General features: G+C 42.1%; 22 protein-coding genes and 1 pseudogene. 15 read left to right on the top strand and 8 right to left on the bottom strand.

The annotated features are described in order from the left end of the window. Nucleotides 1-17 precede the first annotated feature (17 nt). The 3 genes and pseudogenes from NSMS1_RS26050 to NSMS1_RS26040 all read left to right on the top strand — a co-directional run bounded on the left by NSMS1_RS26050 (nt 18) and on the right by NSMS1_RS26040 (nt 2031). Nucleotides 18-260, top strand: a complete 243-nt coding sequence (locus tag NSMS1_RS26050) for a DUF2281 domain-containing protein (protein ID WP_224087569.1) — start codon at nt 18-20, stop codon at nt 258-260. Further along, nucleotides 257-661, top strand: a complete 405-nt coding sequence (locus tag NSMS1_RS26045; RefSeq protein ID WP_224087568.1) for a type II toxin-antitoxin system VapC family toxin — start codon at nt 257-259, stop codon at nt 659-661. The genes NSMS1_RS26050 and NSMS1_RS26045 overlap by 4 nt, the downstream gene beginning before the upstream one ends. A 399-nt stretch (nt 662-1060) precedes the next feature. Beyond that, a pseudogene (locus NSMS1_RS26040) lies at nt 1061-2031 on the top strand (transposase). A 193-nt stretch (nt 2032-2224) separates the two neighbouring features. Here NSMS1_RS26040 and typA read toward each other — a convergent pair. After that, nucleotides 2225-4015 (bottom strand): translational GTPase TypA, encoded by a 1791-nt coding sequence (typA, locus tag NSMS1_RS26035; RefSeq protein WP_224087567.1) that lies wholly within the window; start codon nt 4013-4015, stop codon nt 2225-2227. Between the two features lie 459 nt (nt 4016-4474). Between typA and NSMS1_RS26030 the strand changes: the two genes are divergently transcribed. Beyond that, nucleotides 4475-4903: an MAPEG family protein gene (locus NSMS1_RS26030; RefSeq protein ID WP_224087566.1), complete on the top strand. Its 429-nt coding sequence runs from the start codon at nt 4475-4477 to the stop codon at nt 4901-4903. 159 nt (nt 4904-5062) lie between these two features. On the opposite strand, the gene grpE is transcribed toward NSMS1_RS26030, so the two are convergent. The 3 genes from grpE to NSMS1_RS26015 all read right to left on the bottom strand — a co-directional run bounded on the left by grpE (nt 5063) and on the right by NSMS1_RS26015 (nt 6886). Then, a complete protein-coding gene (gene grpE / locus NSMS1_RS26025; RefSeq protein ID WP_224087565.1) occupies nt 5063-5698 on the bottom strand; it encodes a nucleotide exchange factor GrpE in 636 nt (211 codons plus the stop codon). A 77-nt stretch (nt 5699-5775) separates the two neighbouring features. After that, nucleotides 5776-6267, bottom strand: a complete 492-nt coding sequence (locus tag NSMS1_RS26020) for a Dps family protein (RefSeq protein WP_224087564.1) — start codon at nt 6265-6267, stop codon at nt 5776-5778. Nucleotides 6268-6622: 355 nt separating this feature from the next. Further along, nucleotides 6623-6886, bottom strand: coding sequence for a ParB N-terminal domain-containing protein (locus tag NSMS1_RS26015; RefSeq protein WP_224087563.1), 264 nt, complete (start codon nt 6884-6886; stop codon nt 6623-6625). 116 nt (nt 6887-7002) lie between these two features. Between NSMS1_RS26015 and NSMS1_RS26010 the strand changes: the two genes are divergently transcribed. Next, nucleotides 7003-8670, top strand: coding sequence for a SpoIID/LytB domain-containing protein (locus NSMS1_RS26010; protein WP_224087562.1), 1668 nt, complete (start codon nt 7003-7005; stop codon nt 8668-8670). Nucleotides 8671-8899: 229 nt separating this feature from the next. Here the strand turns inward: NSMS1_RS26010 and petF1 are convergent, their stop codons facing one another. Then, complete coding sequence (gene petF1, locus NSMS1_RS26005; protein ID WP_224087561.1) at nt 8900-9199, bottom strand: ferredoxin PetF1; 300 nt, start codon at nt 9197-9199, stop codon at nt 8900-8902. A 424-nt stretch (nt 9200-9623) separates the two neighbouring features. On the opposite strand from petF1, the gene NSMS1_RS26000 reads away from it, so the two are divergent. The 3 genes from NSMS1_RS26000 (at nt 9624) to NSMS1_RS25990 (ending at nt 12302) form a co-directional block, all read left to right on the top strand. Further along, nucleotides 9624-10607: a Gfo/Idh/MocA family protein gene (locus NSMS1_RS26000; RefSeq protein ID WP_224087560.1), complete on the top strand. Its 984-nt coding sequence runs from the start codon at nt 9624-9626 to the stop codon at nt 10605-10607. Nucleotides 10608-10612: 5 nt separating this feature from the next. Further along, nucleotides 10613-11377: a type I methionyl aminopeptidase gene (gene map / locus NSMS1_RS25995; RefSeq protein ID WP_224087559.1), complete on the top strand. Its 765-nt coding sequence runs from the start codon at nt 10613-10615 to the stop codon at nt 11375-11377. A gap of 262 nt (nt 11378-11639) precedes the next feature. Further along, nucleotides 11640-12302, top strand: a complete 663-nt coding sequence (locus NSMS1_RS25990) for a Coq4 family protein (protein ID WP_224087558.1) — start codon at nt 11640-11642, stop codon at nt 12300-12302. A gap of 32 nt (nt 12303-12334) precedes the next feature. Here the strand turns inward: NSMS1_RS25990 and NSMS1_RS25985 are convergent, their stop codons facing one another. Further along, nucleotides 12335-13690 carry a pentapeptide repeat-containing protein gene (locus NSMS1_RS25985; RefSeq protein WP_224087557.1) on the bottom strand — a complete coding sequence of 452 codons (1356 nt, stop codon included), beginning with the start codon at nt 13688-13690 and terminating at the stop codon, nt 12335-12337. Between the two features lie 187 nt (nt 13691-13877). Between NSMS1_RS25985 and NSMS1_RS25980 the strand changes: the two genes are divergently transcribed. The 4 genes from NSMS1_RS25980 (at nt 13878) to NSMS1_RS25965 (ending at nt 18345) form a co-directional block, all read left to right on the top strand. Then, nucleotides 13878-14753: an SDR family oxidoreductase gene (locus NSMS1_RS25980; protein ID WP_224087556.1), complete on the top strand. Its 876-nt coding sequence runs from the start codon at nt 13878-13880 to the stop codon at nt 14751-14753. A 315-nt stretch (nt 14754-15068) separates the two neighbouring features. Continuing rightward, nucleotides 15069-15419, top strand: a complete 351-nt coding sequence (locus tag NSMS1_RS25975) for a hypothetical protein (protein WP_224087555.1) — start codon at nt 15069-15071, stop codon at nt 15417-15419. 210 nt (nt 15420-15629) lie between these two features. After that, nucleotides 15630-16979, top strand: coding sequence for a histidine phosphatase family protein (locus NSMS1_RS25970; RefSeq protein ID WP_224087554.1), 1350 nt, complete (start codon nt 15630-15632; stop codon nt 16977-16979). Nucleotides 16980-17028: 49 nt separating this feature from the next. Continuing rightward, the gene (locus tag NSMS1_RS25965; RefSeq protein WP_224087553.1) at nt 17029-18345 is read left to right on the top strand and encodes a dihydroorotase; all 1317 of its coding nucleotides are present in this window, start codon (nt 17029-17031) and stop codon (nt 18343-18345) included. A gap of 117 nt (nt 18346-18462) precedes the next feature. Here NSMS1_RS25965 and NSMS1_RS25960 read toward each other — a convergent pair whose 3' ends face one another. Beyond that, nucleotides 18463-19374 carry a CoB--CoM heterodisulfide reductase iron-sulfur subunit B family protein gene (locus NSMS1_RS25960; RefSeq protein WP_224087552.1) on the bottom strand — a complete coding sequence of 304 codons (912 nt, stop codon included), beginning with the start codon at nt 19372-19374 and terminating at the stop codon, nt 18463-18465. 404 nt (nt 19375-19778) lie between these two features. On the opposite strand from NSMS1_RS25960, the gene NSMS1_RS25955 reads away from it, so the two are divergent. The 3 genes from NSMS1_RS25955 (at nt 19779) to tkt (ending at nt 23991) form a co-directional block, all read left to right on the top strand. Continuing rightward, complete coding sequence (locus tag NSMS1_RS25955) at nt 19779-20030, top strand: acyl carrier protein (protein WP_224087551.1); 252 nt, start codon at nt 19779-19781, stop codon at nt 20028-20030. Between the two features lie 392 nt (nt 20031-20422). Further along, entirely contained in the window at nt 20423-21673 is a 1251-nt protein-coding gene (fabF, locus tag NSMS1_RS25950; RefSeq protein ID WP_224087550.1) for a beta-ketoacyl-ACP synthase II, read from the top strand. Between the two features lie 305 nt (nt 21674-21978). Next, nucleotides 21979-23991, top strand: coding sequence for a transketolase (gene tkt, locus NSMS1_RS25945; RefSeq protein ID WP_224087549.1), 2013 nt, complete (start codon nt 21979-21981; stop codon nt 23989-23991). A gap of 79 nt (nt 23992-24070) precedes the next feature. Here tkt and NSMS1_RS25940 read toward each other — a convergent pair whose 3' ends face one another. After that, a complete protein-coding gene (locus NSMS1_RS25940; protein WP_224087548.1) occupies nt 24071-24775 on the bottom strand; it encodes an acyl carrier protein in 705 nt (234 codons plus the stop codon). Nucleotides 24776-24885: the final 110 nt, after the last annotated feature.

Genomic DNA, 24885 nt, shown 5'->3' with positions numbered 1-24885 from the left:
TTAGTGAGTAAATACTAATGAGTGCAGAACAAGAATTATTAACACACTGGCGTTCTCTCCCTCAAGAAAAACAACAGGAAGTTTTAGATTTTGTGGAGTTTCTTTACTTAAAAAACTCTCCAACTAAACCTCCCTTGGGAGTACGCTTACGAGAAATTCGCTCTAAAATTGTTGCTTCTGGTAAGCCTTTATTAAACGAAGATGAAATAGAAAAAGAACTTGCCAGCCGCAGAGGTGGGTTACAAGGTAGTGAAGAATGAAAATAACATATATTGATTCAGGAGTGTTACTCAGTGCAGCAAGTGGCGTTGGTGCAATTGCTGAGAAAGCCCTTGAAATATTAGAAGATTCAGAACGAGAATTTGCTTCTAGTGAGTTTGTTAAATTGGAGGTAAGCCCGAAAGCGATTTACAACAAGCAAACAGAAGAAGCCCAATTCTATGAAGAGTTTTTTGGTGATGTTACTTACTGGGCAAATGATTTGACCTATATTGTTCAAGAGGCTTATCAAATTGCTTCTCAGTATGGTTTAGCAGCTATGGATGCGCTTCATGTAGCTGCGGCAATTTCAGTTAGTGCAGAGGAATTAATCACAACAGAGAAAAGAACAAAGCCTATGCACCGCGTTACTGGGATTACCGTAGTTTCTATTTTTGATTAAATATAGATTTTTCAGAAGTGAGAAGGATTATGGATAGTATAAAAATGCGATCACGTGTAGGTAAAGATGGAATTTTACATTTACAAATCCCTGTAGAAATAACAGATAAAGAACTGGAAATTATGGTTATTTATCAGCTGTAGAGCGACGAATTAATTGACCACTTCGACAAATTATTTGTCACAGCATTATTTTAACCAAAAATCCATATATATCAATACTTTTCAGCAATGAAAGCCGAATCAAGCTTATTGAATTTTGGGCGACAAATTACATGACTTTTTTCAATGACTACGACTTATTCAATACAGTTGCCAAAATAAGAGCATGAAGAGGTAGGGCGTTTCGTAGTAGAGTTATTGTCTCTCACAACGACAACTCAAAAGCTACAAGCAGCCCATGTCCGATATCTTATCATTGTTACAATGCCTGCTACCGCAGATAAACGCGACAACGATGCGGCAATTGAACCAAATTATCCTGGCGATGTTAGCTATGAGTGGTCGAGTCACGATGAGGGGAATTGCCCGTTGGACAGAGGAACGCGGTAGCTATCGGACAATGGGGAGATTTTTCTCTACAGTAATACCTTGGGCAACATTGTTTTGGCTGTTTTTTCGTAAACATTTGTGGCGAGAAAATGATGTGTACTTGCTTGCAGGAGATGAAGTTGTAATCAGTAAATCGGGTAAGCAAACTTACGGGGTAGATAGATTTTTTTCTAGCCTAGCCAGTAAACCAATTAATGGTTTATCTTTCTTCGTATTGTCAACTCCAGTAAACGCTCTCGTCGTAAATACGGCGACAAGCTAGACTATCGTAATCTACCTGACAAATACTTGTGTAAAAGTGATATTGAGGACGAAATTCAATCTGATATTTATCAGGCGACTCTTCTTCACAAAGAATTTGCCCAGGCTTTAAATGTAGTTATTTTGGTCAGAACTCATCTTAAAACTCAGGCTCGTAGCCATGTAATTTTATTTTCCAGTGACCTAGATTTAAAGGCTGATAAGATTATTGACTACTACAAGTTACGTTTTCAAATCGAGTTTAATTTTCGTGATGCCAAGCAGTTTTGGGGTTTAGAGGACTTTATGAATTCTTCCCAAACTGCTGTGACTAATGCGGCTAATCTTGCCTTCTTCATGGTTAATTTATCCCATCATCTTCTGGCTGATTTCCGTAAACATAATCCTGGTTCTGGCATTATTGACCTGAAAGCTTATTACCGTGGTTTTCAATATGTCCGTGAAATGCTAAAAATACTTCCTCAAAAGCCTGAGCCTATTTTATTAGCGCAAATTTTTGCCAAGCTTACTTCTCTGGGACGTATTCATCCCGTTTCCACAGGGGTTGAACCCTCGTAGTTTGGCTAAGGTATTGTATACAGTAAATAAAAATTACATAACCTTTACTTAGGTTTCTGCATCTTTATCAGAAGTTAATAATATGTATTATTTATTACTAATTAAATATTTATCCAAGAGTTCTAATTTTAGCGAAAAACGAAAAGCCCGCTCATATGGCGGGCTTCTCAAATTAATTAAATAAGACTTTTACTTATCGTTTCGCTAACTTCTTCGCCATCTTCCGTAGGCGAATAGATTGAGGTGTTACTTCCACCAACTCATCGGGACCGATGTACTCTAATGCACGCTCTAGACTCATGTCTATTGGTGCTTGTAACTGGACTAGTTCATCACCACCAGCAGCACGGTGGTTGGTTAACTGCTTGGTTTTGCAGACATTCAATTCTAAGTCTTGAGGACGGTTGTGTTCACCCACAATCATGCCTCTGTAAACTTTAGTACCGGGAGTAATGAAGAATGAGCCTCTATCTTCCGCGTTCTTCATAGCGTAGAAGGTAGAAACGCCTTCTTCAAAAGAGATGAGAACACCTTTGTTACGGGCTTCAATTTCACCACTGAGTTGACGGTAATCTAAGAAACTGTGGTTCATGATGCCTTCGCCACGGGTCATCCGCATAAATTCACCACGGAAACCAATCAAACCACGAGCGGGGATGACAAACTCTAGCTGGGTGCGATCGCCATTTCCAGGCTGCATATCTTGCATTTCGCCTTTGCGTTGTCCCAAGCGTTCAATACAGCTACCAACAGAATCAGCAGGAACGTCTAAAACCAAGAGTTCATAAGGTTCGCAAGGTTGACCGTTCATTTCTCGGTAAATTACTTGGGGTTGGGATACTTGGAACTCAAAACCTTCGCGGCGCATGGTTTCAATTAAAATACCCAGGTGCAGTTCCCCACGACCAGAAACTAGGAATTTATCAGGAGAATCGGTTTCTTCCACTCGTAGAGCAACGTTGGTTTCTAGTTCGCGGAATAGGCGATCGCGTACTTGTCTTGATGTCACCAACTTACCTTCTTGACCAGCAAAGGGTGAATCATTTACCCAGAAGGTCATTTGTAAGGTAGGCTCATCCACTTTAATTAGTGGTAAGGCTTGGGGTTCGTTGGGGTCAGTAATTGTTTCACCAATGTAAGCATCAGCAAAACCAGCCACCGCAACAATATAACCGGCGGTAGCTTCCTCCATTTCTACCCGCTTTAACCCTTCAAAACCCATCAACTTGGTAACTTTGCCCTTGACTATGGAGCCACTTTCTGTAACTAGAGCCGCTTGCTGACCAGCGCGGATAGTACCATTGTGGATTCTACCAATGACAATCCGTCCCAAGTATTCAGAATAATCTAGGGTTGTCACCTGCAATTGTAGGGGTTTGTTGATGTCGCCTACTGGTGGTGGAACGTGTTGCAGAATTGCATTAAACAAGGGCTGCATATCTACTGCTTCTGCTTCCATGCTTTCTTTAGCATAACCGCCCATACCAGAAGCAAACAGATAGGTAAAATCACACTGGTCTTCGTCTGCACCTAATTCTAAGAACAGATCCAATACTTTATCCACAGCAACGTGGGGGTCAGCTTTGGCGCGATCAATTTTGTTGAGCACGACGATAGGACGCAGCCCTTTTTCCAAAGCTTTTTTCAACACGAAACGAGTTTGAGGCATGGGGCCTTCGTTGGCATCAACAATTAGAAGACATCCATCAACCATGCCGAGTACCCGTTCAACTTCACCACCGAAGTCGGCGTGTCCGGGGGTATCAACAATATTAATTAGTGTATCTTTGTAGCGAACGGCTGTATTTTTCGACAGGATAGTAATCCCCCGCTCTCGCTCCAAGGCGTTGGAGTCCATGACACAATCCGGAACGTCTTCGCCTTCGCGGAAAATGCCGGATTGTTTGAGGAGTGCATCAACCAGAGTGGTTTTACCGTGGTCAACGTGGGCGATAATGGCGACGTTACGAATTGGGAGCGTCATAGAGGCTTTTAGTGAGTCTAGGGGGAATTTTACAATTTACATTTAGGTCTAGGCTGTTTTAACAGAATCGGGGATGTTAAGCAAATTCTGTAAAGAAGCTTTAATAATTCTAGCGTAATTGTCACAATTCTAGTGGGCTTTGTGAATTAGGGTTGACACATTGGCAGTTTCTTGATGGGGAGGTGTAAATGTATAGCGGTGTAAGGGTTTTAGAAATTTAGCTGTGATAAGGAAGCTAACAGTAGATGAAACTCAGTATGTTTCTGCTTTACCTAAAATAAATCGTCAATTTCTCTCAGGGTATTTATATAATTGCAGTGCCAAAATTTACATTAGTGCATTGTGATGGAATATATTGATGGAGAAAATTTAGCTAGTCTGGTTGAAAATCAAGGCGTTTTAATAGAAGCAGAAGCATTACGTTATGTTCAGTAGAATGAGGAAATTTAAGAGGAACCAATGAGACAAGATGCAATCTTCAGTCCCTTTTTTGCATTAATGTTTTTAACACTCTTAGTCTGGGTGTATATGTACATTCGTCGTATTAGTTTCATCATAACTAGCAAGCTCAAACCCCAAGACCTAGCTGTACCGAATACACTGGCACAAATCTCACCCCCAAGTGTATCTAATCCATCTGATAATCTGAAAAACCTGTTCGAGATTCCGGTACTTTTCTATGCGCTCTTACTTTATTTGTTCATCACGCAACAGGTGGATACAGTCTATGTAAATGCTGCGTGGGTATTCGTTGTGTTTCGTGTCTTGCATAGTGTGGTTCATTGCACATTCAATCTCGTTATACTTAGGTTCTACCTCTACCTATTTGCAACGCTGGCAGTGTGGTTTATTACGCTCCGTGCAGCTTTTATTCACTTTAATATATAAATTCGCAACTACCTATTTGATGAGTGGTTTTTCACTCTCAGGGATTCCAAAGTATTTTACCTTCAATAAATAAAAATACTTACTGTTAGTATCTGCCAATCTGCTAGTAAATGGACTTGAGTTTTGCGGGAAGGGCTAAAGTTTTGCTGAGTGCGATCGCTATAATTTTTCCACTGTGGCACGATAAAGTAGCCTTTCGCCTTGCAGATAGCCAGCGTGGGTAACTCTCACTATTTCACCAGGCTGTGCTGTTCCGCCTTTTAATTGATGCAGTTGGGGATCATAAGGTATGTCAGATCCTACAGGTGCGATCGCTTCTATCCCCCACGCTTTTAATAATTTTTCTAAAGAATTTTGTACTAAAGGCACAATTTTCACAGCTGCTAGTTGATGATTCTCTTGCGCTTTCTTAGCGGCTGTCGGCCATTGCAATAACAAAGGTTCCAACAGTTGTAAACTCGACTGCTGGAACTCTTTGTGTAATATTTCTCGTTGTTGTTGTAGTTGTAGCTGCGATCGCTCATACTCTCTTTTTAAGTCAGCGATTTCTTGTGTGTTCGGGAGTGGAGAGGATTCAATATCTGATTCTAAGAAAGTTGATAATAATTGGCTCAGGGGTATTTGTAGCGCCTTTGACAGCTTTAACAAGATTTCTAAGCGCATCTGTTTTAGCTTGCCTTGGCGCAGGCGCAACACTTGATACTCTGAAACGCCAGCTTGGCGGCTCAGAGCTTTAAAACTAGAAATACCTACCTGTTGCATTAAGTTTTGCAACTTTTGAGAGAAATTAGACATTAGGGATTGGGGATTAAGAAACTATATTATGGGTGGGGTTTCCTCTTAAATTTCTTATCCCTACTCCCTACTCCCTCTTATTCTTCCAGTAAACTTCTCAACATCCAAGCAGTTTTTTCATGTACCTGCATCCGTTGAGTTAGCAAATCGGCGGTGGGTTCGTCGTTAGCTTCATCTACCACAGGAAAAATAGAACGTGCTGTTCTCACAACAGCTTCCTGTCCTTCCACTAGCAAGCGAATCATTTCGTGAGCTTTAGGAACCCCAGGAGTTTCGGCAATTGAACTCAGTTTGGCATATTCGCTATAAGTTCCAGGTGCAGGATAACCAAGTGATCTAATTCTTTCAGCAATTAAATCCACTGCTAAGGCTAATTCTGTATACTGTGTTTCAAACATGAGGTGCAGTGTTTGAAACATTGGCCCTGTCACGTTCCAATGAAAATTATGTGTTTTCAAATAAAGTGTATAGGTATCAGCCAACAGGCGAGACAACCCTTCGGCGATTTTAGCCCGATTGCCTTCATCAATGCCGATATTTACATTGTTAATTGTTCCTTGAGATGCCATAAATGTCTCCTAATTGAGTAATTATTATTAATTGGGAACTGGCAAGAGATGGGAGAGATGAGGGAGATGAGGGAGATTAATTCTTCCACTACTCCCCCCACGTCCGGTTGGTGAGCGTAGTCGTACCACTCCGTGGAAGCAAGCTACGCGGAGCGTCTCGCAGAGAACTACATCTCTCTCCACTCCCCCCACTCCCAATACGGTTCGGTTAAAGGGGAAAGGCGAAGGGGAAAAGGGAAGAAAAAACCTTTAACCCTTACCCTTTAACCTTTTCCCTAAACCAATTATTAGTTCAAAATGCTTATCCGAACCGTATTGCCCCCACTCCCTACTCCCTATTCCCCACTCCCATTCTCTACGCTAAGTGCATCTTCAAAACACTACGCGGAGCTTTGCGAACTCTCGCTAAAATGGTTTCTTTCCCAAGACGTTGGCAGGCTTCATATCTATGGCAACCAGAAAAGCCATAATACTGCCCATCTACCTCTAGAACATCTATGGGTTCTTGTTGCCCAATTGCTGCAATCGATTCCATTAGGGCTTGTACTTTTTGAGGATCGTTGCCACGGGGCAATGGTCGTTTAATCTGATTTAATGGAATTTCTTGTACCCTAACCATGAGGAGTAAACTCAACTAATACTGTTTCGTATCTCTATATAAATCATAGTCATAATGACTTCGTTTTGCAACTTTTTTTAGAGCAAAATTGGTAAGGGTATTATTTTGGAACGTTCATGCGACAAAACCACGAATTTATAGAGCAATTGCCAGCAGCTCAACGCCAAATCCCAGAAGAAAAAAATCACAAAGGTGTCAAACGTCCTTTTTGGCGTTTTTCCTATTCAGTGCTGATGACATTCTGTATATTGGGATTGACAGGCGCATCAGCAACTGAAGATAAAATCAAAGATTTAGAACTAAAAATTGGGATTGTGCAGCGATTTGGGGCAGAACCTACAGCCAAATTGCAAATAGAACCAACAACAGGCGATCGCTTAAAACTCAAGTTTGCTGAGGGTAACAAAGAGCAAGTCATCCTGACCGAAAAACCCGTCAAACTAGAGACAGTGATGCAAGCCTTACCCAAACCAGCCATTGAAGAGGTTGTAGTTTTAGGTACGTATCGCACCTACGAAACGGCAGAAAACAGTGCCGAAAATTGGCGTAAGCAAGGAATAGAGGTAGAAATAGCCCAGCCAGACCGTTGGCAAGTGTGGGCAAAGCGGGATGTTTATAGAACGCCCTTGCTGCGACGCTTGTTATTTGGGAGTGTTAAAGCTGCTGGTAATGATTTAGCATACATTGATACTAGAGTTCAGCCAAAAGTGCCGCGAGTTAGTTGGGTAGTGGATGGTAAGCGCTACACCCCAAATACCGTAGAGATCAGCACAGCTAAAAACTTAATTCGCTTGAAAAAAGGCGAAAAGCTAAATACATCTCGATTGTATTCTGGGCGAATTAATATTCAGCCTAATGCTTATGGTACATATACTCTTGTGAATAATGTATCATTGGAAACTTATTTACGTGGTGTTGTTCCTTATGAAATTGGGACTAATGCACCAACAGCATCAGTAGAAGCCCAAGCAATTTTAGCTCGGACTTATGCTCTGAAAAATTTACGTAGATTTGCTATAGATAATTATCAGTTGTGTGCAGATACCCACTGCCAAGTGTATTACGGTTTGGGTGGTACAAACGCCAGAATAGATAAAGCGATCGCCGCGACTAGGGGTATGGTACTTACCTATAATAATCAACTAATAGATGCACTTTATTCATCTACGACTGGTGGAATTACTGCTTCCTTTAGCGATGTTTGGAATGGTGAGGATCGCCCTTATCTGCGTCCAGTAATCGATGCACCTACCAATATTTGGGATTTCTCTAAGCAGAATTTAAAAGATGAAAAGAACTTCCAAAAATTTATTAGCTTGCAACAAGGATTTAATGAAAGTAGCTGGGATATATTTCGTTGGTATAAAGAAACGCCCTTAGATAAAATTATCAAAGATTTGCAGAAGTTTTTACGGGCAAAAAATAGTCCTTATGCCAAGTTCAAAACTATTGAGGCAATGGCTATCACCGAGCGTAGTCCGAGCGGACGTATTCTAGAACTAGCAGTCAGAACAGATATTGGTATATTTACCTTACATAAAGACGAAGTTCGTAGCGCCTTTGCTGCTCCTGTTAGTACACTTTTTTACCTAGTGCCACTCAACAAAGGAAAAGAAGATTTGTGGGGATTTGCTTTCATTGGCGGTGGTTTAGGACATGGCGTTGGCTTGAGTCAAACTGGAGCGCAAAATTTAGCCAAGCTAGGTTGGTCTAACTCTAAAATTCTCCAATTTTACTATCCTGGTACAAAACTGCAACGTCTCAGCGAGGAAATCGAGTTTTAAGTTAAGTAGTGGGAAGTGGGAGTGGGGGGAGTGGAAGCAGAGGAGTAGGGGAGAATAACTTTTGACTATGGAATGTTGTACGGGCGGGTTTAACTGACATATTTATTTTCGCCATGAATTTCTCTATTAACCCGCCCCTACTGACTACTGACTAATGACTAATGACAAAAAAGCTAGAAACTAGTCTTTAACTCTAGTCTCTAGCTCTATTTTCCTACTGATTTGACTCTTAGTAGAGGTCTTCTTCTTTGTGGGTTTGGATGGTTACATCAGAAGTAGGATAAGCCACACAAGTCAATACATATCCAGCTTCGATTTGATCGTCGTCTAAGAATGATTGGTCAGATTGGTCAACAGTACCAGACACTAATTTACCAGCACAGGTTGAGCAAGCACCTGCACGACAAGAAAAGGGCAGATCATAACCCTGTTCTTCCGCAGCGTCTAAAATATATTCATCATCGGGAACTTCGATTTCATTCTTAGTTCCTTCAGCTTCGTTGATCAATGTAACCTTGTAAGTTGCCATTTTCGTAATCCTCTCTTGTGTGAACGGCAGTATAATTTATCCTAAAGGGAATCTACACGGCCACTCGTAGATGATTAGCCGTAGATTTAAAATTAGTTCACTTCTGATACTACGAGAAAAAGTCAAGTATATAACTGGAAATCCACCACGATTAGTAATGAAATTTAGTTACCTGATAAAAATAAGTTTTATTTATACTTGAACCCCAAAAAAGTCATACTTATCAGTAAAACTTATGGCTTGAAACGAAAATATCAAAATAAATGCAGAAGGCACAAGTGAATTATTATCTCCCCCCACTTCCGGTTGGTGAGCGTAGTCGAACTACATCTCCCCCCAATCCCTACTCTCCGTTTGTCTGTGATAATTGATAACGGTAGTTGGCAGCAGCACTTGTGACATTGTGTAGAACAGGGAGGCGGCTTTGGCAAAAGTACGTGTAGGTATTGTTGGTACAGGGTATGCGGCAAAATTAAGGGCAGAGGCTTTTTTACAAGATGAGCGATCGCACTTAATCGCCATAGCTGGGAATACACTAGAGAGAACCCAGGCTTTTGCTCAAGATTTCCAAACTGAGGCGATCGCTGGCTGGCAGCAGTTAGTAGAGCGTGAAGATATAGACTTGGTAGTTATTTGTACAATAAATCGGGATCATGGGGCGATCGCGCGTGCTGCTCTCTCGGGTGGGAAACACGTTATTGTAGAGTATCCCTTATCAGTGGATTTGAGTGAAGCAGAAGAATTAATTGCCCTAGCCAAAGCACAAAAAAAATTACTCCACGTTGAACACATTGAGCTTTTAGGCGGCTTACATCAAGCCTTAAAGCAAAACCTAGAAAAAGTAGGTCATTTGTTTTACGTGCGCTACAGCACCATTAACCCCCAAAACCCTGCACCTCGCAAATGGACTTACAACCACGACATGTTCGGCTTTCCTCTAATTGGTGCGCTTTCCCGCTTACATCGGCTAACAGATTTGTTTGGCAAAGTCTTTAGCGTTAACTGTCATCAACGCTATTGGGAAGTAGAAGAGGAATATTACCAGGCCTGTTTTTGCATAACTCAATTGTGCTTTACTAATGGATTATTAGCCCAAGTAATCTACGGCAAAGGTGAAAGTTTGTGGCAACCAGAACGCAAGTTTGAAGTTCATGGTGATAACGGCGGTTTAATCTTTGATGGAGATACAGGGTTGTTTATCCAGTCAGGAGAAAGCACACCTATAGAGGTAGGTACTCGCCGGGGTTTATTTGCTAAAGACACAAGCATGGTGTTGGCACATCTTTTTGATGGCGTTCCTTTGTACGTCACTCCAGAAGAAAGCCTATACACTCTCAAAGTTGCTGATGCCGCTAAAAGAGCCGCACAGATAGGCACAACTATATTTTTAACAGATGCGTTAAATTAAATTGCATGAAAACAGAGTTTATTGTTATCCTCTCTCAACGCGAAATAGAAAAAATGCGGCAGGCGGGACGCTTGGCGGCGAAACTCTTGCAACACCTGGAACAAATGGTAAAGCCAGGGGTGAGTACCTTAGAACTTAATGATGAGGCGGAACGCTGGACACAGGCACACGGAGCTAAAAGCGCTCCTTTAGGGTATAAAGGATTTCCTAAGTCGATTTGTACCAGTGTCAACGAAGTCATCTGTCATGGTATTCCCAATGCCAAACAAATATTAAAAGAAGGTGACATTATTAACATTGATGTCACCCCAATTGTTGAAGGCTACCACGGCGACACATCTAAGACTTTTATTGTGGGTGATGCTCCCTCCAAAGTTAAGAAACTAGTGGAAGTAACGCAAGAGTGTCTGAATTTAGGCATTGCAGAAGTTAAGCCAGGGGCGAAGATTGGCGATATTGGGGCAGCAATTCAAGAGTATGCTGAGGCTCAAGGCTTCTCCGTGGTGCGTGACTTTGTAGGACATGGGGTCAGCAATATTTTTCATACTGCACCAGATATTCCTCATTACGGTACAAAGGGTAAAGGTAAGCGCCTGCGTCCAGGGATGGTATTTACCATTGAGCCGATGATTAATGAAGGGACTTATGAAGTCGAGATGTTAGGCGATGGGTGGACGGCTGTGACACGCGATCGCAAGTTATCGGCTCAGTTTGAACATACCATAGTAGTTACAGATGATGGCGTGGAAATCCTCACCCTACCTGAATAAAGGTGAGTAAATAAGCTATGACGCAAGCATTAGCTTGCGTAAAAAGTTTTTTACAATACATTAATTATTTTTAGGGGCGTACATTTGTACGCCCCTACTACTAGATATCTGTAGCATTCTTTTTTTCAATTGGTATAACCTATGTGACTACAGCTATACTTCTCATATATTTTCTTATACGCTTTTTGAAGCGTATTAGTCAATTGACTGTACGTTAGTAAATTGTGTTTTGCTTGGCATATATAAATAAAGGATCTTGACTATGCAGTCTCCAGAAAAAATAGATTCAGTCTGGGAAGATAACGCAATTAATAGTTTTATTAACTATGTCAGGTCATACGATGGAAACTTCGATTGCGTTTACAAACTTTCCGATGCTTTAAGTGATGAGTATAGTTTGCAAAAAGTAATTGAATATCTCTCTAGCACGCCTCAAGGAAAACAAGCTTTTCAACAACGTCCAAGATTAGGTGTGGTGGATTTGCAAAAACTCCATCAATTACCACCTAACACATTAGGATATGCCTATGCTGACCAAATGCTACAAAATAATTTACAGCCTTTACAGCTAAAGCCAGCAGAAAACGACCACCAATTTTTCAGAGCGCATATTAGGGAAACACACGACCTTTGGCACGTAGTTACTGGATGCGACACAAGTATTTTAGGAGAAATCCAACTAGAAGCTTTTTATGTATCGCAGCTATACGCTAGTCGCTTTTGGTTAGCATTGGTAGCGAAAAATCTTCTCAAAGCTGTAATTTACGATGTTGAACTATCAACACCATACATGGATGCGATCGCCAAAGGATGGGTAATGGCCAAGCAAGCCAAGCCTCTGTTTGGTATAGACTGGAATCTATTGTGGGAAAAGCCTTTGGCAGATTTGCGTACTTCTTTAAATATTCTCCTTCCAGAGAATTAAGCCAGTCAACAGTCAACAGTCATCAAGGTTCATTAACGCCCTAGCAGGTTAGGAATACCTTCACAACCACCGGGAATTGTGCCTCTGGTTTTTTCCCCACCCCAAGCACAGCAGTAATAACGGTTAGCCTCAGACATCCGTTGTACATCACTGAAATCAGCACCTTCGACCACAGCGCCCGTATGTTCGCCTGTTTTATATTTTGGTGGTTCGGTGCGGCTGCGGGGTGAAGCCTTTTCTACTGAGCCGTAAAATAAGCGAGTTCCATTTAAGTCAGCACCACTGAGGTCAGCATCATAAAGAATAGTCCGCGAAAGGTTTGCTTTAACTAAATCACAACCTCTAAGATTAGCACGGACAAGATTAGCTTCGCTGAGATCAGTCCACCGCAAATCGGTATTAGCAAGGTCGGAACCCGCTAACATCACTCCTAAATCGATGACGCGCACACCTTCAAGACGGTCTTCGGCGTAACCACCGACACCATCGAGAATCGCTCTACCCAAACGGCGATCGCGTTTTAGGGGTGTAAGTAATTTAGAACGGGAGAGAAAACGCAAAATTTTCGCTTTACCGCTACCATCAACACTACTAAAAATGGCTGCTGTGCGTCCTTCTGCGATCGCTCTTTCTTGCGGCCAGTCTTCTAGTAGTCCTTCTTCGTCCAGTACCAAATCAGAAACACCTTGGAAATAGGAATCGATGGTTTGTTGTTGGGTAATAATATTTTGTTGAACAGTTAACAAGTTTTGTTGAATTGTCAAGTCTTTAGATATAACGTATTGTCGCCAAGCTACGTAAACCGCAATAATTGCGATCGCAATTTGTCCTAACGCACCAAACCATTCCGCTAGAGTACCCGAAGCTTCCCAATTGACTTTCTGAGCCGACCATTTTATCACGCGATCGCCCACACCACTAAACCGCAAAAAGCCAATCAACGCCACTATTAGCCCCACAAAGGCAATAAACAAAGTTTTATCTTGAGAGGTAAACCACTCATCAAGTACATATAGCAGCCAAGGCAAAAGTATTGCTATAGATAGCAGCAACGTCACAATAGTACCCAAAATCCCGATAATCCAGCTATTCAGGACAATTCCAATGACAGTGATAGCCATTCCTACCACAGTAATTAACAATGCCCTTGGTTTGACTATTACAGGCGGTTTAGAACGTTGTCCAAAGATAGAACGAGTCTGTTGCAGATCGGCTTTATGTTGCGGTGACTGCAAAGAAGAAATGGCAGATAGGGCTTGTTGTGATACTAATATTTCTGAAGATAAGTGATTCTCACCTGCACCATCGTCAAAGTCATCTGGTTGCAAGTCGAGTTCTGGTTTAGGTTCTGGGGGTGGTAGATTTGGAGAGTTAGATTCAGTCGTCATGCTTTCTATTTTGCCCCAGTAGGTTTAATTTCACCAATAGTTGGAAGGTAAGAGGCGGAAGGGACAAGGTAGACAAGTTGGACAAGGTAGATAACTCACTCAAAACTCAGCACTCCCTACTCCCGGTTTGCTATCAAATCGGTATAATCTCTGCGTTGCTTCTATTAATATACCTACTAACTTGTATATGAAAAAACTCTTAATCACTGGTGCTAGTGGTTTTTTAGGGTGGCATCTTTGCCAACAAGCTCAAAAAGAATGGGAGGTTTATGGAACTTATAATTCCCATATTTTAAATATTCCTGGCATCAAATTAATCAAAGTTAATTTAACAGATTTTACACAACTTAAACAGATATTTAGTGAGATTCAGCCAGATGCAGTAATTCATACTGCTGCTCAATCTCAACCTAATTTTTGTCAAACCCATCCTGAAGAATCTTATGTAATTAATGTCACTGCATCTTGCAATCTGGCTGAACTTTGTGCCGACTTTACCATCCCTTATGCTTTTACATCCAGTGAACTAGTATTTGATGGTTTAAATTCTCCTTATAAGGAAACTGATACTGTCTGCCCTGTAAATGTTTATGGTGAGCAAAAAGTTTTAGCGGAAGTGGGTATATTAAGATGCTATCCCTTGGCTGCTGTGTGTCGAATGCCTTTGATGTTTGGTAATGCTACGCCCACAGCTAAAAGCTTTATTCAGCCATTTATTCAAACCATGCAAGCTGGTGAGGAACTGACTTTATTTATAGATGAATTTCGCACTCCTGTCAGTGCCACAACAGCAGCTAAGGGCTTATTATTAGTATTAGAAAAAGTTAACGGTATTATTCACTTAGGCGGTAAAGAACGCATTTCTCGGTATGATTTTGGACATATATTAGCCGAAGTCTTTCAATTACCCGTTACCAGCATTAAAGCCTGCCGTCAACAAGATGTAAAAATGGCTGCGCCCAGACCAGGAGATGTTTCCTTAGATAGTTCTCAAGCTTTTGCACTAGGTTATCAGCCTATATCAGTCAAGGAAGAACTAGAGTCATTGCTGGAGAAAGTATAGGGTTTGATAATTAGCGCGATCGCCATGACATAGATAAACTTGGCGATCGCTATACTTAATATTCTTTAATTAACAAGATTAAGCAAATATTAAAATTAAACAGATTTAACTGAAATAAATATACAATTAAGCATATTTCATTTATAGAATAAGAAATTATCAGCAAAGTTGCAATAACATTGTTGTATGATTCTAGTAATCAGATTTCTATAGTATCCATAACAAACAAACTGGATTACATCTAACTGATAGTAGAAGTTAGAATCTTAAAATTTACCTAGAGAATAAATACAAACAATAATAGGGATAAAACTAATGAAAAGTAGAATTATTCCCGTTTTGGCAATCACTCTATCTATTGCCAGTTTAACAAGCTCGGTTCGCGCCCAAACACCTGCACAGCCAAACCCAAATACACAAGAGTATCAGTTAACAGGTGATTCTCTAGAAGGGATTGGTAAAAGATCAGCACAGAATGATTTTTTCCAATTTTTCAACAGCAATACAGTCTCTGATGATAAGAAGACTAATCAAACTCAGAATGTATTACGATTCAATCAATCAATCCCAAGCCCAGATGCGCCCGTTATATTGCAACCAGCAGAACAGTCTGAGAATGATAATAATGCCTTACAGTTGCAACTAGATTTAGATAACAGACGATAAAATTGTCAAAGCTTGAGCAAGGGGTGAAGGAACCTAGTAAGCAAAACCCAACACCCCAAAAAAACCACATCTGTCAGATAACCAGCTCCAAAAAACAGTCTTTTTGTATGTGCTTTGAAACTTCTTAAGTTGCTGATAACCAATCTAAAGGATAATTCTGCAAGCAGTTTGCAGTAAAATTAGTCCTTTAGAGAGAGGAGGGCAAGCCGGATGACTCGTGTCATTATTGTGCGTCACGGCCAAAGTACTTATAATATCGAACGGCGCATCCAAGGACGTGCTGATGTCTCAACATTAACGGAACGGGGTCTAAGTGATGCTAGTAAGGTAGGTAAAGCCCTCACTAACATTTCGTTTAATGCAATTTACAGTAGCCCACTGCAACGGGCAAACCAAACAGCCCAAATCATTCAGACTGAGTTAGTAAATCAAGTTGGAAAGTCTGCTGATGTGCAAACTTCCGATTTGCTACTAGAAGTAGACTTGCCTTTGTGGGAAAAAATGCTGACATCGGAAGTCAAGGAGAAATTTCCTGAAGATTACCGCATTTGGCATGAAAAACCCCATGAATTTCAAATGCTAGTTAATGACAATGGGGTAACAAAAGAACATTTCCCAGTTCTCTCTTTATACGAACAGGCGCGGCAGTTCTGGCAAGAAATTTTACCCCGCCACAGTGGTGAAACCATTCTCATAGTCGGACACAACGGCATTAATCGCGCCCTTATTAGTACAGCTTTGGGTATTCACCCCAGCCGTTATCATTCCATTCAGCAATCTAACTGTGGCATCAGTGTGTTAAATTTTGCTGGCGGACTGGGTGAACCAGTACAGCTAGAGTCAATGAACCAAACCCAACACACAGGCGAAACTCTGCCTTCCTTACGCCCTGGTCATCAAGGAGTGAGATTATTATTGGTACGTCATGGCGAAACCGAATGGAATCGTCAAACTAGGTTTCAAGGACAAATTGACGTTCCCCTCAACGATAACGGTAGACAACAGGCGCAAAAAGCTGGGGTATTTCTCCAAGACGTAGCAATTGACTTTGCTGTCAGTAGTTCCATGCAGCGTCCCAAAGAAACAGCCGAACTTATCTTGCGTCATCACCCAAATATAAATTTGGAGTTACAAGACGGCTTAAGAGAAATCAGTCATGGACTCTGGGAAGGAAAATTAGAAGTAGAAATAGAACAAGAATTTCCTGGTGAGTTACACCGTTGGCGGACAACACCAGGGGAAGTACAAATGCCTGAAGGTGAAAATTTACAGCAGGTGTGGGAACGTAGCGTTGCAGCTTGGCAAAATATTGTCCAAACTGCTTTAGATAATCAACGCCAGATAGGGCTAATAGTTGCTCATGATGCCACAAATAAAACCTTACTGTGCCATATTCTCGGCTTACCTACAGACAATTTCTGGAATTTCCGTCAAGGTAATGGTGCAGTCAGCGTAATTGATTACCCATCAGGACTAAATGGTTTACCAGTACTGCAAGCCATGAATATTACTACTCATCTAGGTGGTGTATTAGATAAAACCGCAGCTGGAGCATTATAGGCAAAATATAGATCACAATATACAAGCAGTCCCAGCGCTGATAGTTTACATGACAACTGAACTTCTGCAACAAGTAAGAGTAATCGACCCAGTTTCAGGGATTGATACAGTCACAGATGTGTTAATTGCTGATGGTGTCATTCAAGCCATCTCCACAAATCTCTCTGAGATCAGTCCTGATACCCAAATTAGAGATTGTCGGGGATTAGTTCTTGGCCCTGGCTTAGTGGATTTATATAGCCACTCAGGCGAACCAGGGTTTGAAGAACGGGAAACGCTTACATCTTTGATGCAGGCGGCGGCGGCTGGTGGCTTTACCAGAGTCAGCATTTTACCCGATACATCCCCAGCGATTGATAATCCGGCACTGGTAGCACAGTTGCAGAAGCAGAGGGATGGGGAGATGAGGGGGATGAGGGAGATGAGGGAGATTAATTCTTCCCCTACTCCCCCATCTCTTCCCCTTCCCCATCTCCACATTTGGGGTGCAATTACCCTAGATGTGGCTGGTAAGCAGATGACGGAATTGGCAGATTTAGCGGCGGCTGGGGTGGTTGGTTTTACTGATGGAATGCCTTTAGATAACTTAAGCCTAGTACGGCGGTTGTTGGAGTATGTCCAGCCGTTGGGAAAACCTGTAGCATTTTGGCCGTGCGATCGCTCACTCACTTCCAATGGTGTCATGCGAGAATGTACAGATGCTATCCGCTTTGGTTTACCGCCTATACCTGCTAGTGCGGAAACAACAGCGATCGCATCCTTATTAGAGTTGGTTGCCGCTACAGGTAGTAGTCAAGTACACATTATGCGTGTTTCCACAGCCCGTAGTGTGGAATTAATAGCAGCAGCCAAAGCCAAAGGTTTACCCATTACCGCCAGCACTACTTGGCTACACTTATTGTTAGATACTAAAGCAATTAAAACCTACAACACTAGCCTGCATTTAGACCCACCCTTGGGAACTGCCACTGATGTCAAGGCATTGCGTGAGGCAGTGCGGACAGGCATAATAGATGCGATCGCCATAGATCATGCACCCTATACCTACGAAGAAAAAGTCCAAGCCTTCGCCGAAGCACCGCCAGGGGCAATTGGTTTTGAGTTAGCATTACCTCTACTTTGGCAGTATCTTGTTGAAACTGGAGAATTTACAGCTTTAGAATTATGGCAGGCTTTGAGTAATCGCCCATCTGCATGTATACAGCAAAAAGTGAATACAGTTGCACCTAATCACAAAGCAGAATTAACTTTATTTGACCCTAAAAAAATCTGGAAAGTCGAAAAGAAAAATCTATATACACTTTCGCAAAATACCTCTTGGTTAGGGCAAGAATTGCAAGGTCAAGTAGTACAAATTTGGGTGTAATTATTGAAGAAGCCAGGAGGCAGAAGGCGGAAGGGCAAAGGAAAAAACAACAATCCTTGCCCTTTTTTTCTCCTCACCTTTTCTATAGACTGTGGACTATTGACTATGGACTAATGACTAATGACTAATTCCTAACTTTTGTAACACTGGTTTTGTGGAAACAATATGGCGGTCTAATCCTAATTCTTGAGGACTAATTCCTAAAGCCAAAGCAATTAACTGGGGTAGGTGCAGCACTGGTAAACCTAGTTTACGACCGATAACTTTTTCCACCTCTGGCTGACGAGAATCTAAGTTGAGATGGCATAAAGGACAAGGCGTAACTAAACAATCTGCACCTGCGGCTAAAGCATCTTGGATGTGCATTCCCGCCATCTTAAAAGATTCGGTAGTAGCATAACTCGCAAGCGGCCAGCCGCAACATTGAGTCCGTCCACGATAATAAATTGGTGTTGCACCCACTGCCTCAAAGACATTTTCCATCGCTTGGGGATTATAAGGGTCGTCATAGGGCATCAACTTTTGGGCGCGGAGTAGATAACAACCATAAAAAGCGGCACACTTCAACCCAGATAACTGACGAGTGACACGTTTGCTAATTTCCTCTATGCCGTAATCTGTGACTAAAGCATAAAGCAGGTGTTTGACTTCGGTAGTACCGCGATAAGGTGAACAACCTTCTTTATGTAAAAGACCATTCACCTGTTCTAGATAAGCGGGGTTAGTTGTCTGAGACTCTTGTAAACGCTCATTAACGTGACCAATTACACCCTGACAAGTGCTGCAATGGGTGAGTAGAGGTAAATTTAATTCTTCTGCTAGAGCAATGTTGCGAGCATTAACTGTATCTTCTAATAGTTGGGAATCTTCTTTAAAAGTGCCAGAACCACAACAAGCAGCCTTTTTTAATTCAATCAGTTGAATACCCAAAGCCTGAGTCAAGGCTTGAGTAGACTGATACAGTTCCCGACAAGCACCTTGGGCAACACAGCCAGGAAAGTAAGCATATTTTAATGTCTGAGATAGCATAAAATTAGATTGATTTTCGGGCAACTGCCCCGATGATAACTTTTCTATCACCGCTTACAGGTAATACTGATAAGGGATTGTAACTTTTTTGGACATTCGGCAAAAATTTAGTAAGAATTATTAAACAACAGCATTTACAAAACCGGCGCGATCGCCATTATCAAAGCCCATATTTTGTTGTTTTCACCAACAATCGCAGTTAGTCGCAAGAATCAATTTCTTCCTAGAATGTAGATTGTGCTAAGTTAAAATACTCACTCAGCACTCATTACTGATCCCAACCTATTCTATATTGGGAACTGGGACGCTATACGGACGATCGCGCTTTCCGATAAGATGTATATGCTCAAAACCATGTCGCCCATAAAGCGCGGAAAATAGCAACCGGTTAAGGAACTTTATCTATGAGCCAATCAGATACTTTTGAAAAAGTCAAGAGCATTGTTGTTGAACAACTCAGTGTGGAAGCTGAAAAAGTTACACCACAAGCCAATTTTGCCAATGATTTAGGGGCTGACTCCCTAGATACAGTAGAACTAGTAATGGCTTTGGAAGAAGAATTTGATATCGAAATTCCCGATGAAGCCGCCGAAAAAATCACAACCGTCCAAGAAGCGGTGGATTACATCAATAACCAAGTTGCCGCATCAGCTTAAGAAAGTGCTGTTCGCGGAAGCGGGGCGTTCAGCCCGTGCTGAGTTATGAGTGCTAAGGAGACTAGAGTTAAAAGAAAAGAGTCTAGAGTCTAGAGTTCTTCTCTGTGCCTCCCTGGTTTGCTCTCATTAAACCTCTTGCATAAATACTTTGGTGTTGCTAACAAGATTATTTTAAGGCTCACGCAAAGGCGCTAAGACGCAAAGAAGAACGCGAAATAATAACTCTTAAGGTTATATATTTTGAGTATTTAATTATTTGTGCAAGAGGTCTATTCTCTTAACTCACTACTCAGCAACGCCAGTCCGCTCAAGTCGGCAGAGCCGCCCACACGGCTGGCTCCTTAGCACTCGGTACTTTAATTTGCAGCATTCTCGCCACCTTTAACTGAGTCATGACAGATCATAATCGTAAACGGGTAGTTGTCACGGGTGTCGGCGCAATTACACCTATTGGTAACACAGCCGATGAATATTGGGAAGGATTGTTAAGCGGACGCAATGGCATTGATTATATAACCGCATTTGATGCGTCCAGCCATGATTGCCGCATTGCTGGGGAAGTGAAAAACTTCGACCCCCATGAGTACTTGGATCGCAAAGAAGCCAAGCGCATGGACAGGTTTTCTCAATTTGCCGTAGCAGCAGCCAAACAAGCATTAGCAGATTCCCGATTAGTCATCAATGAACTGAACGCCGAACAAGTGGGAGTTATTATCGGTTCAGGGGTAGGCGGACTCAAGGTCATGGAAGACCAGCAAACCATCTATCTCAATCGTGGCCCAGATCGCTGTAGTCCCTTCATGATTCCGATGATGATCGCCAATATGGCGGCTGGACTAACAGCAATTCACACTGGAGCCAAAGGCCCTAATAACTGTACTGTCACTGCTTGCGCCGCAGGTTCTAATGCGATTGGTGATGCTTTCCGCTTGGTACAGAACGGTTATGCCCAAGCAATGATTTGCGGTGGGGCTGAGGCAGCAATTACACCCTTGGGTGTAGCAGGATTTGCGGCGGCACGCGCTTTATCAACTCGCAATGATGACCCAGCTCATGCTTGCCGACCCTTTGACCGCGATCGCGACGGATTTGTCATGGGTGAAGGTGCGGGAGTCCTGATTTTAGAAGAACTGCAACACGCTCTAAGTCGTGGAGCGCGTATTTATGCTGAAATTATTGGTTATGGCATGACCTGTGATGCCTACCATATGACATCCCCAGTTCCGGGCGGTGAAGGAGCCTCTAGAGCCATTCAATTGGCCATCAAGGATGCAGGTATCACCCCAGAACAAGTAAGTTATATCAATGCTCACGGTACTAGCACTGCCGCTAATGATACCACTGAAACCGCAGCGATTAAAAGAGCTTTGGGCGATCATGCTTATAAAATAGCCGTTAGTTCTACCAAATCAATGACAGGTCATCTTTTGGGCGGTTCTGGAGGTATTGAAGCTGTAGCCACAGTCTTGGCAACTGCTCATGACCAAATTCCACCTACCATTAATATCGAAAACCTCGACCCAGATTGTGACCTAGATTATGTTCCTCACGCTAGTCGCGCTCAAACAGTCCAGGTAGCCCTATCAAATTCCTTTGGTTTTGGTGGTCATAATGTCACCTTAGCCTTCAGAAAGTACGTGTGAAGAAGGCAGGGGGCAGGAGGCAGGAGGCAGGAAACTTTTCCCTTTTCCCTCATCTCCCCCTACGCCCTACTCCCTACTCCCCACTCCCCAGAAATAGACCATCTAAAAGTATCATAGATATCAATCCCGACTCAGCTAAGAGTTTAGCTTGACCTAATTCCTGGCTTGATAAATTACTACAATCTCAGGAGATCCCGCTTGTCCACGGCAATCGGGAATGGGATGATGAGGATACCGTAGGGGAACAACCTCCCCGGTAACAGTAGCTCAAGAGTGCTAACCCGTCGTTAAAAACAATCTTATTTATGGCTGTTGCAACCCAATCCCTCGAAGAACTCTCTATTAATGCGATCCGTTTCTTGGCTGTTGATGCTATAGAAAAGGCAAAATCGGGACACCCAGGATTGCCGATGGGCGCGGCTCCAATGGCTTTTGTGCTATGGAATCGCTACATGCGGTACAATCCGAAAAATCCCAAGTGGTTCAACCGCGATCGCTTTGTTTTGTCCGCCGGTCATGGCTCAATGTTGCAGTACGCACTGCTTTATTTGACAGGCTACGACAGTGTAACCCTTGATGACATCAAGCAATTCCGTCAGTGGGAGTCCAAAACCCCAGGACACCCAGAAAACTTCATGACCGCAGGTGTAGAAGTTACCACAGGCCCACTAGGTCAAGGTATTGCCAATGGTGTTGGTTTAGCGATCGCGGAAGCTCACCTCGCGGCTAAGTTCAACAAACCCGATGCCAAGATTGTTGACCATTATACCTATGTAATCCTTGGTGATGGTTGCAACATGGAAGGCGTTTCCGGTGAAGCAGCTTCCTTGGCTGGACACTTGGGATTAGGTAAACTCATCGCTCTGTACGATGATAACCACATCTCTATCGATGGTTCTACCGACGTAGCATTTACCGAAGATGTTTCCAAGCGCTTTGAAGCCTACGGTTGGCACGTACTGCACGTTAAGGACGGTAACACCGATTTAGAAGGTATTGCCAAAGCTATTGAAGAAGCAAAAGCTGTCACCGATAAGCCCACCATGATTAAGGTGACAACTACTATCGGTTACGGTTCCCCCAACAAAGCCAACACGGCTGGTGTTCACGGTGCGGCTTTGGGTGGTGACGAAGTAGGATTAACCCGTCAAAACCTTGGTTGGTCTTACGAGCCATTTGTAGTTCCCGAAGATGTTCTTAACTATACCCGTAAAGCTGTAGAGCGCGGTGCAGGTTATGAATCTGATTGGAATAAGACCTTCAGCGACTACAAAGCCAAGTATCCTCAAGAAGCTGCTGAATTTGAGCGTTATCTGAGCGGCAAACTAGCTGACGGTTGGGATAAAGTTCTCCCCACCTACACCCCAGAAGACAAAGGTGTCGCCACCCGTAAACACTCAGAAACCTGCCTCAATAAATTATTTACCTTAGTTCCTGAACTCATCGGCGGTTCGGCTGACTTAACTCACTCCAACCTCACCGAAATCAAAGGTAAGGGCGACTTCCAAAAAGGAGAATACCAAAACCCCAACATCCACTTTGGGGTGCGGGAACACGCAATGGGCGCAATTTGTAATGGTATTGCCTTACATGGTTCTGGCTTAATTCCTTACGGCGCTACCTTTTTAATCTTTACCGATTATATGCGTGCGCCCATCCGCTTATCCGCCCTGTCTCAAGCTGGCGTGATTTGGGTAATGACTCACGACTCCATCGGTCAAGGTGAAGACGGCCCCACTCACCAACCAATCGAAACAATAGCTTCTCTACGCGCCATTCCTAACCTGACAGTGATTCGTCCCGCCGATGGGAATGAAACATCTGGCGCTTACAAAGTGGCCATTGAAAGAGCTAAAAACAACGCTCCTACTTTGTTGGCGTTCACTCGTCAAAACGTTCCCAACTTGGCGAATAGCAGCATTGAAGGCGTAGCTAAGGGTGGTTACATCGTGTTCGGTGATGACTCTACACCAGAATTAATCATCATTGCTACTGGTTCAGAGGTAAGCCTCGCTGTCACCGCAGCTGAGAAACTTACAGCCGAAGGCAAGAAGGTACGTGTTGTTTCCTTACCTGCTTGGGATTTGTTTGACGCACAAGATGCAGCTTATAGAGAGTCTGTTCTACCTAAAGCTGTTACCAAGCGCTTGGCTGTAGAAGCTGCTAGCAGTTTCGGTTGGCATAAGTATATCGGTACTGAAGGCGATGCAGTAACAATTGATCGCTTTGGTGCTTCTGCTCCTGGTGGCGTTTGTTTAGAGAAATTCGGCTTTAGTGTTGATAACGTGTTAGCTACAGCTAAAAAATTGTTGGGTTAATACTCATAGAATATTCTCTTAAGTTATTTCAAGGGTGGGCATTATGCCTGCCCTTTTTTTTACACATAGGAGCGCTTGGTTATTTTTTATTTAATTTGAACGAAATTATGTTAAGTAGTTCTTGAACTGTCCTTACTGTTTCAGCTTCCGCATCAGAAATTTCTATATCAAATTCTTCTTCTATAGCCATTAATAATTCTATTCCATCTAGGTTATCCATTCCTAAATCATTAGATGGAACCTCATGGTAATTTGATGATGATAAAAAAGCGCTAAAATATCCTCCTAATACAAGAGAGTGTTCTAAATTTATATTTTCTACTGGGAATGATGTTTGTTCTGCAATTATTTTCTTTACTCTTTCAAAAAGGATATTTTGAGATTTTAAATTTTCATTATCTAGATGTTGAGTATTTAATTCTGTTGTCAATAATTGAGTATTGTTACTTGTTTTATTTTCCATACATTGTTCTAAAATTATTTTTATATTATTCAATGTCTCTAAATTATTATTTAAGACTTCAATAGATACTATTTGTTCTTGAATTTGGCTTTGGAGTAGATTAGCTACTGTTTCTTGAAGAATCTCTTGGGATAGAGACTGCATTGCTAAAGATGATTCATTTTTGTAAGCAGCTTTTAAAGCAGCTTCATGAGCAGAATGAGATTTAGCTTTAGCTTCTGTATATTGATTCTGAAGTTTATTTTGCCGTGCTGTTGCCTGAGTAATGGCATTATTTGTATTACTAATTGCTTTTTGTATATGATTAAAGATATTACTCATAAGTGTAGTAGTATAATTAAAAGTCTATACTTGTTTAGTATACGCATGTATTTGATTAACTTGAACAAATTAAATAGGTTTCTAAAAACTACTAAATGAGTTTTTGCAAA

The organism is Nostoc sp. MS1 (assembly GCF_019976755.1).
GTDB lineage: Bacteria > Cyanobacteriota > Cyanobacteriia > Cyanobacteriales > Nostocaceae > Trichormus.
Note: the sequence above shows the minus strand (reverse complement) of the source record. Positions and strands in the feature narration are given on the sequence as shown.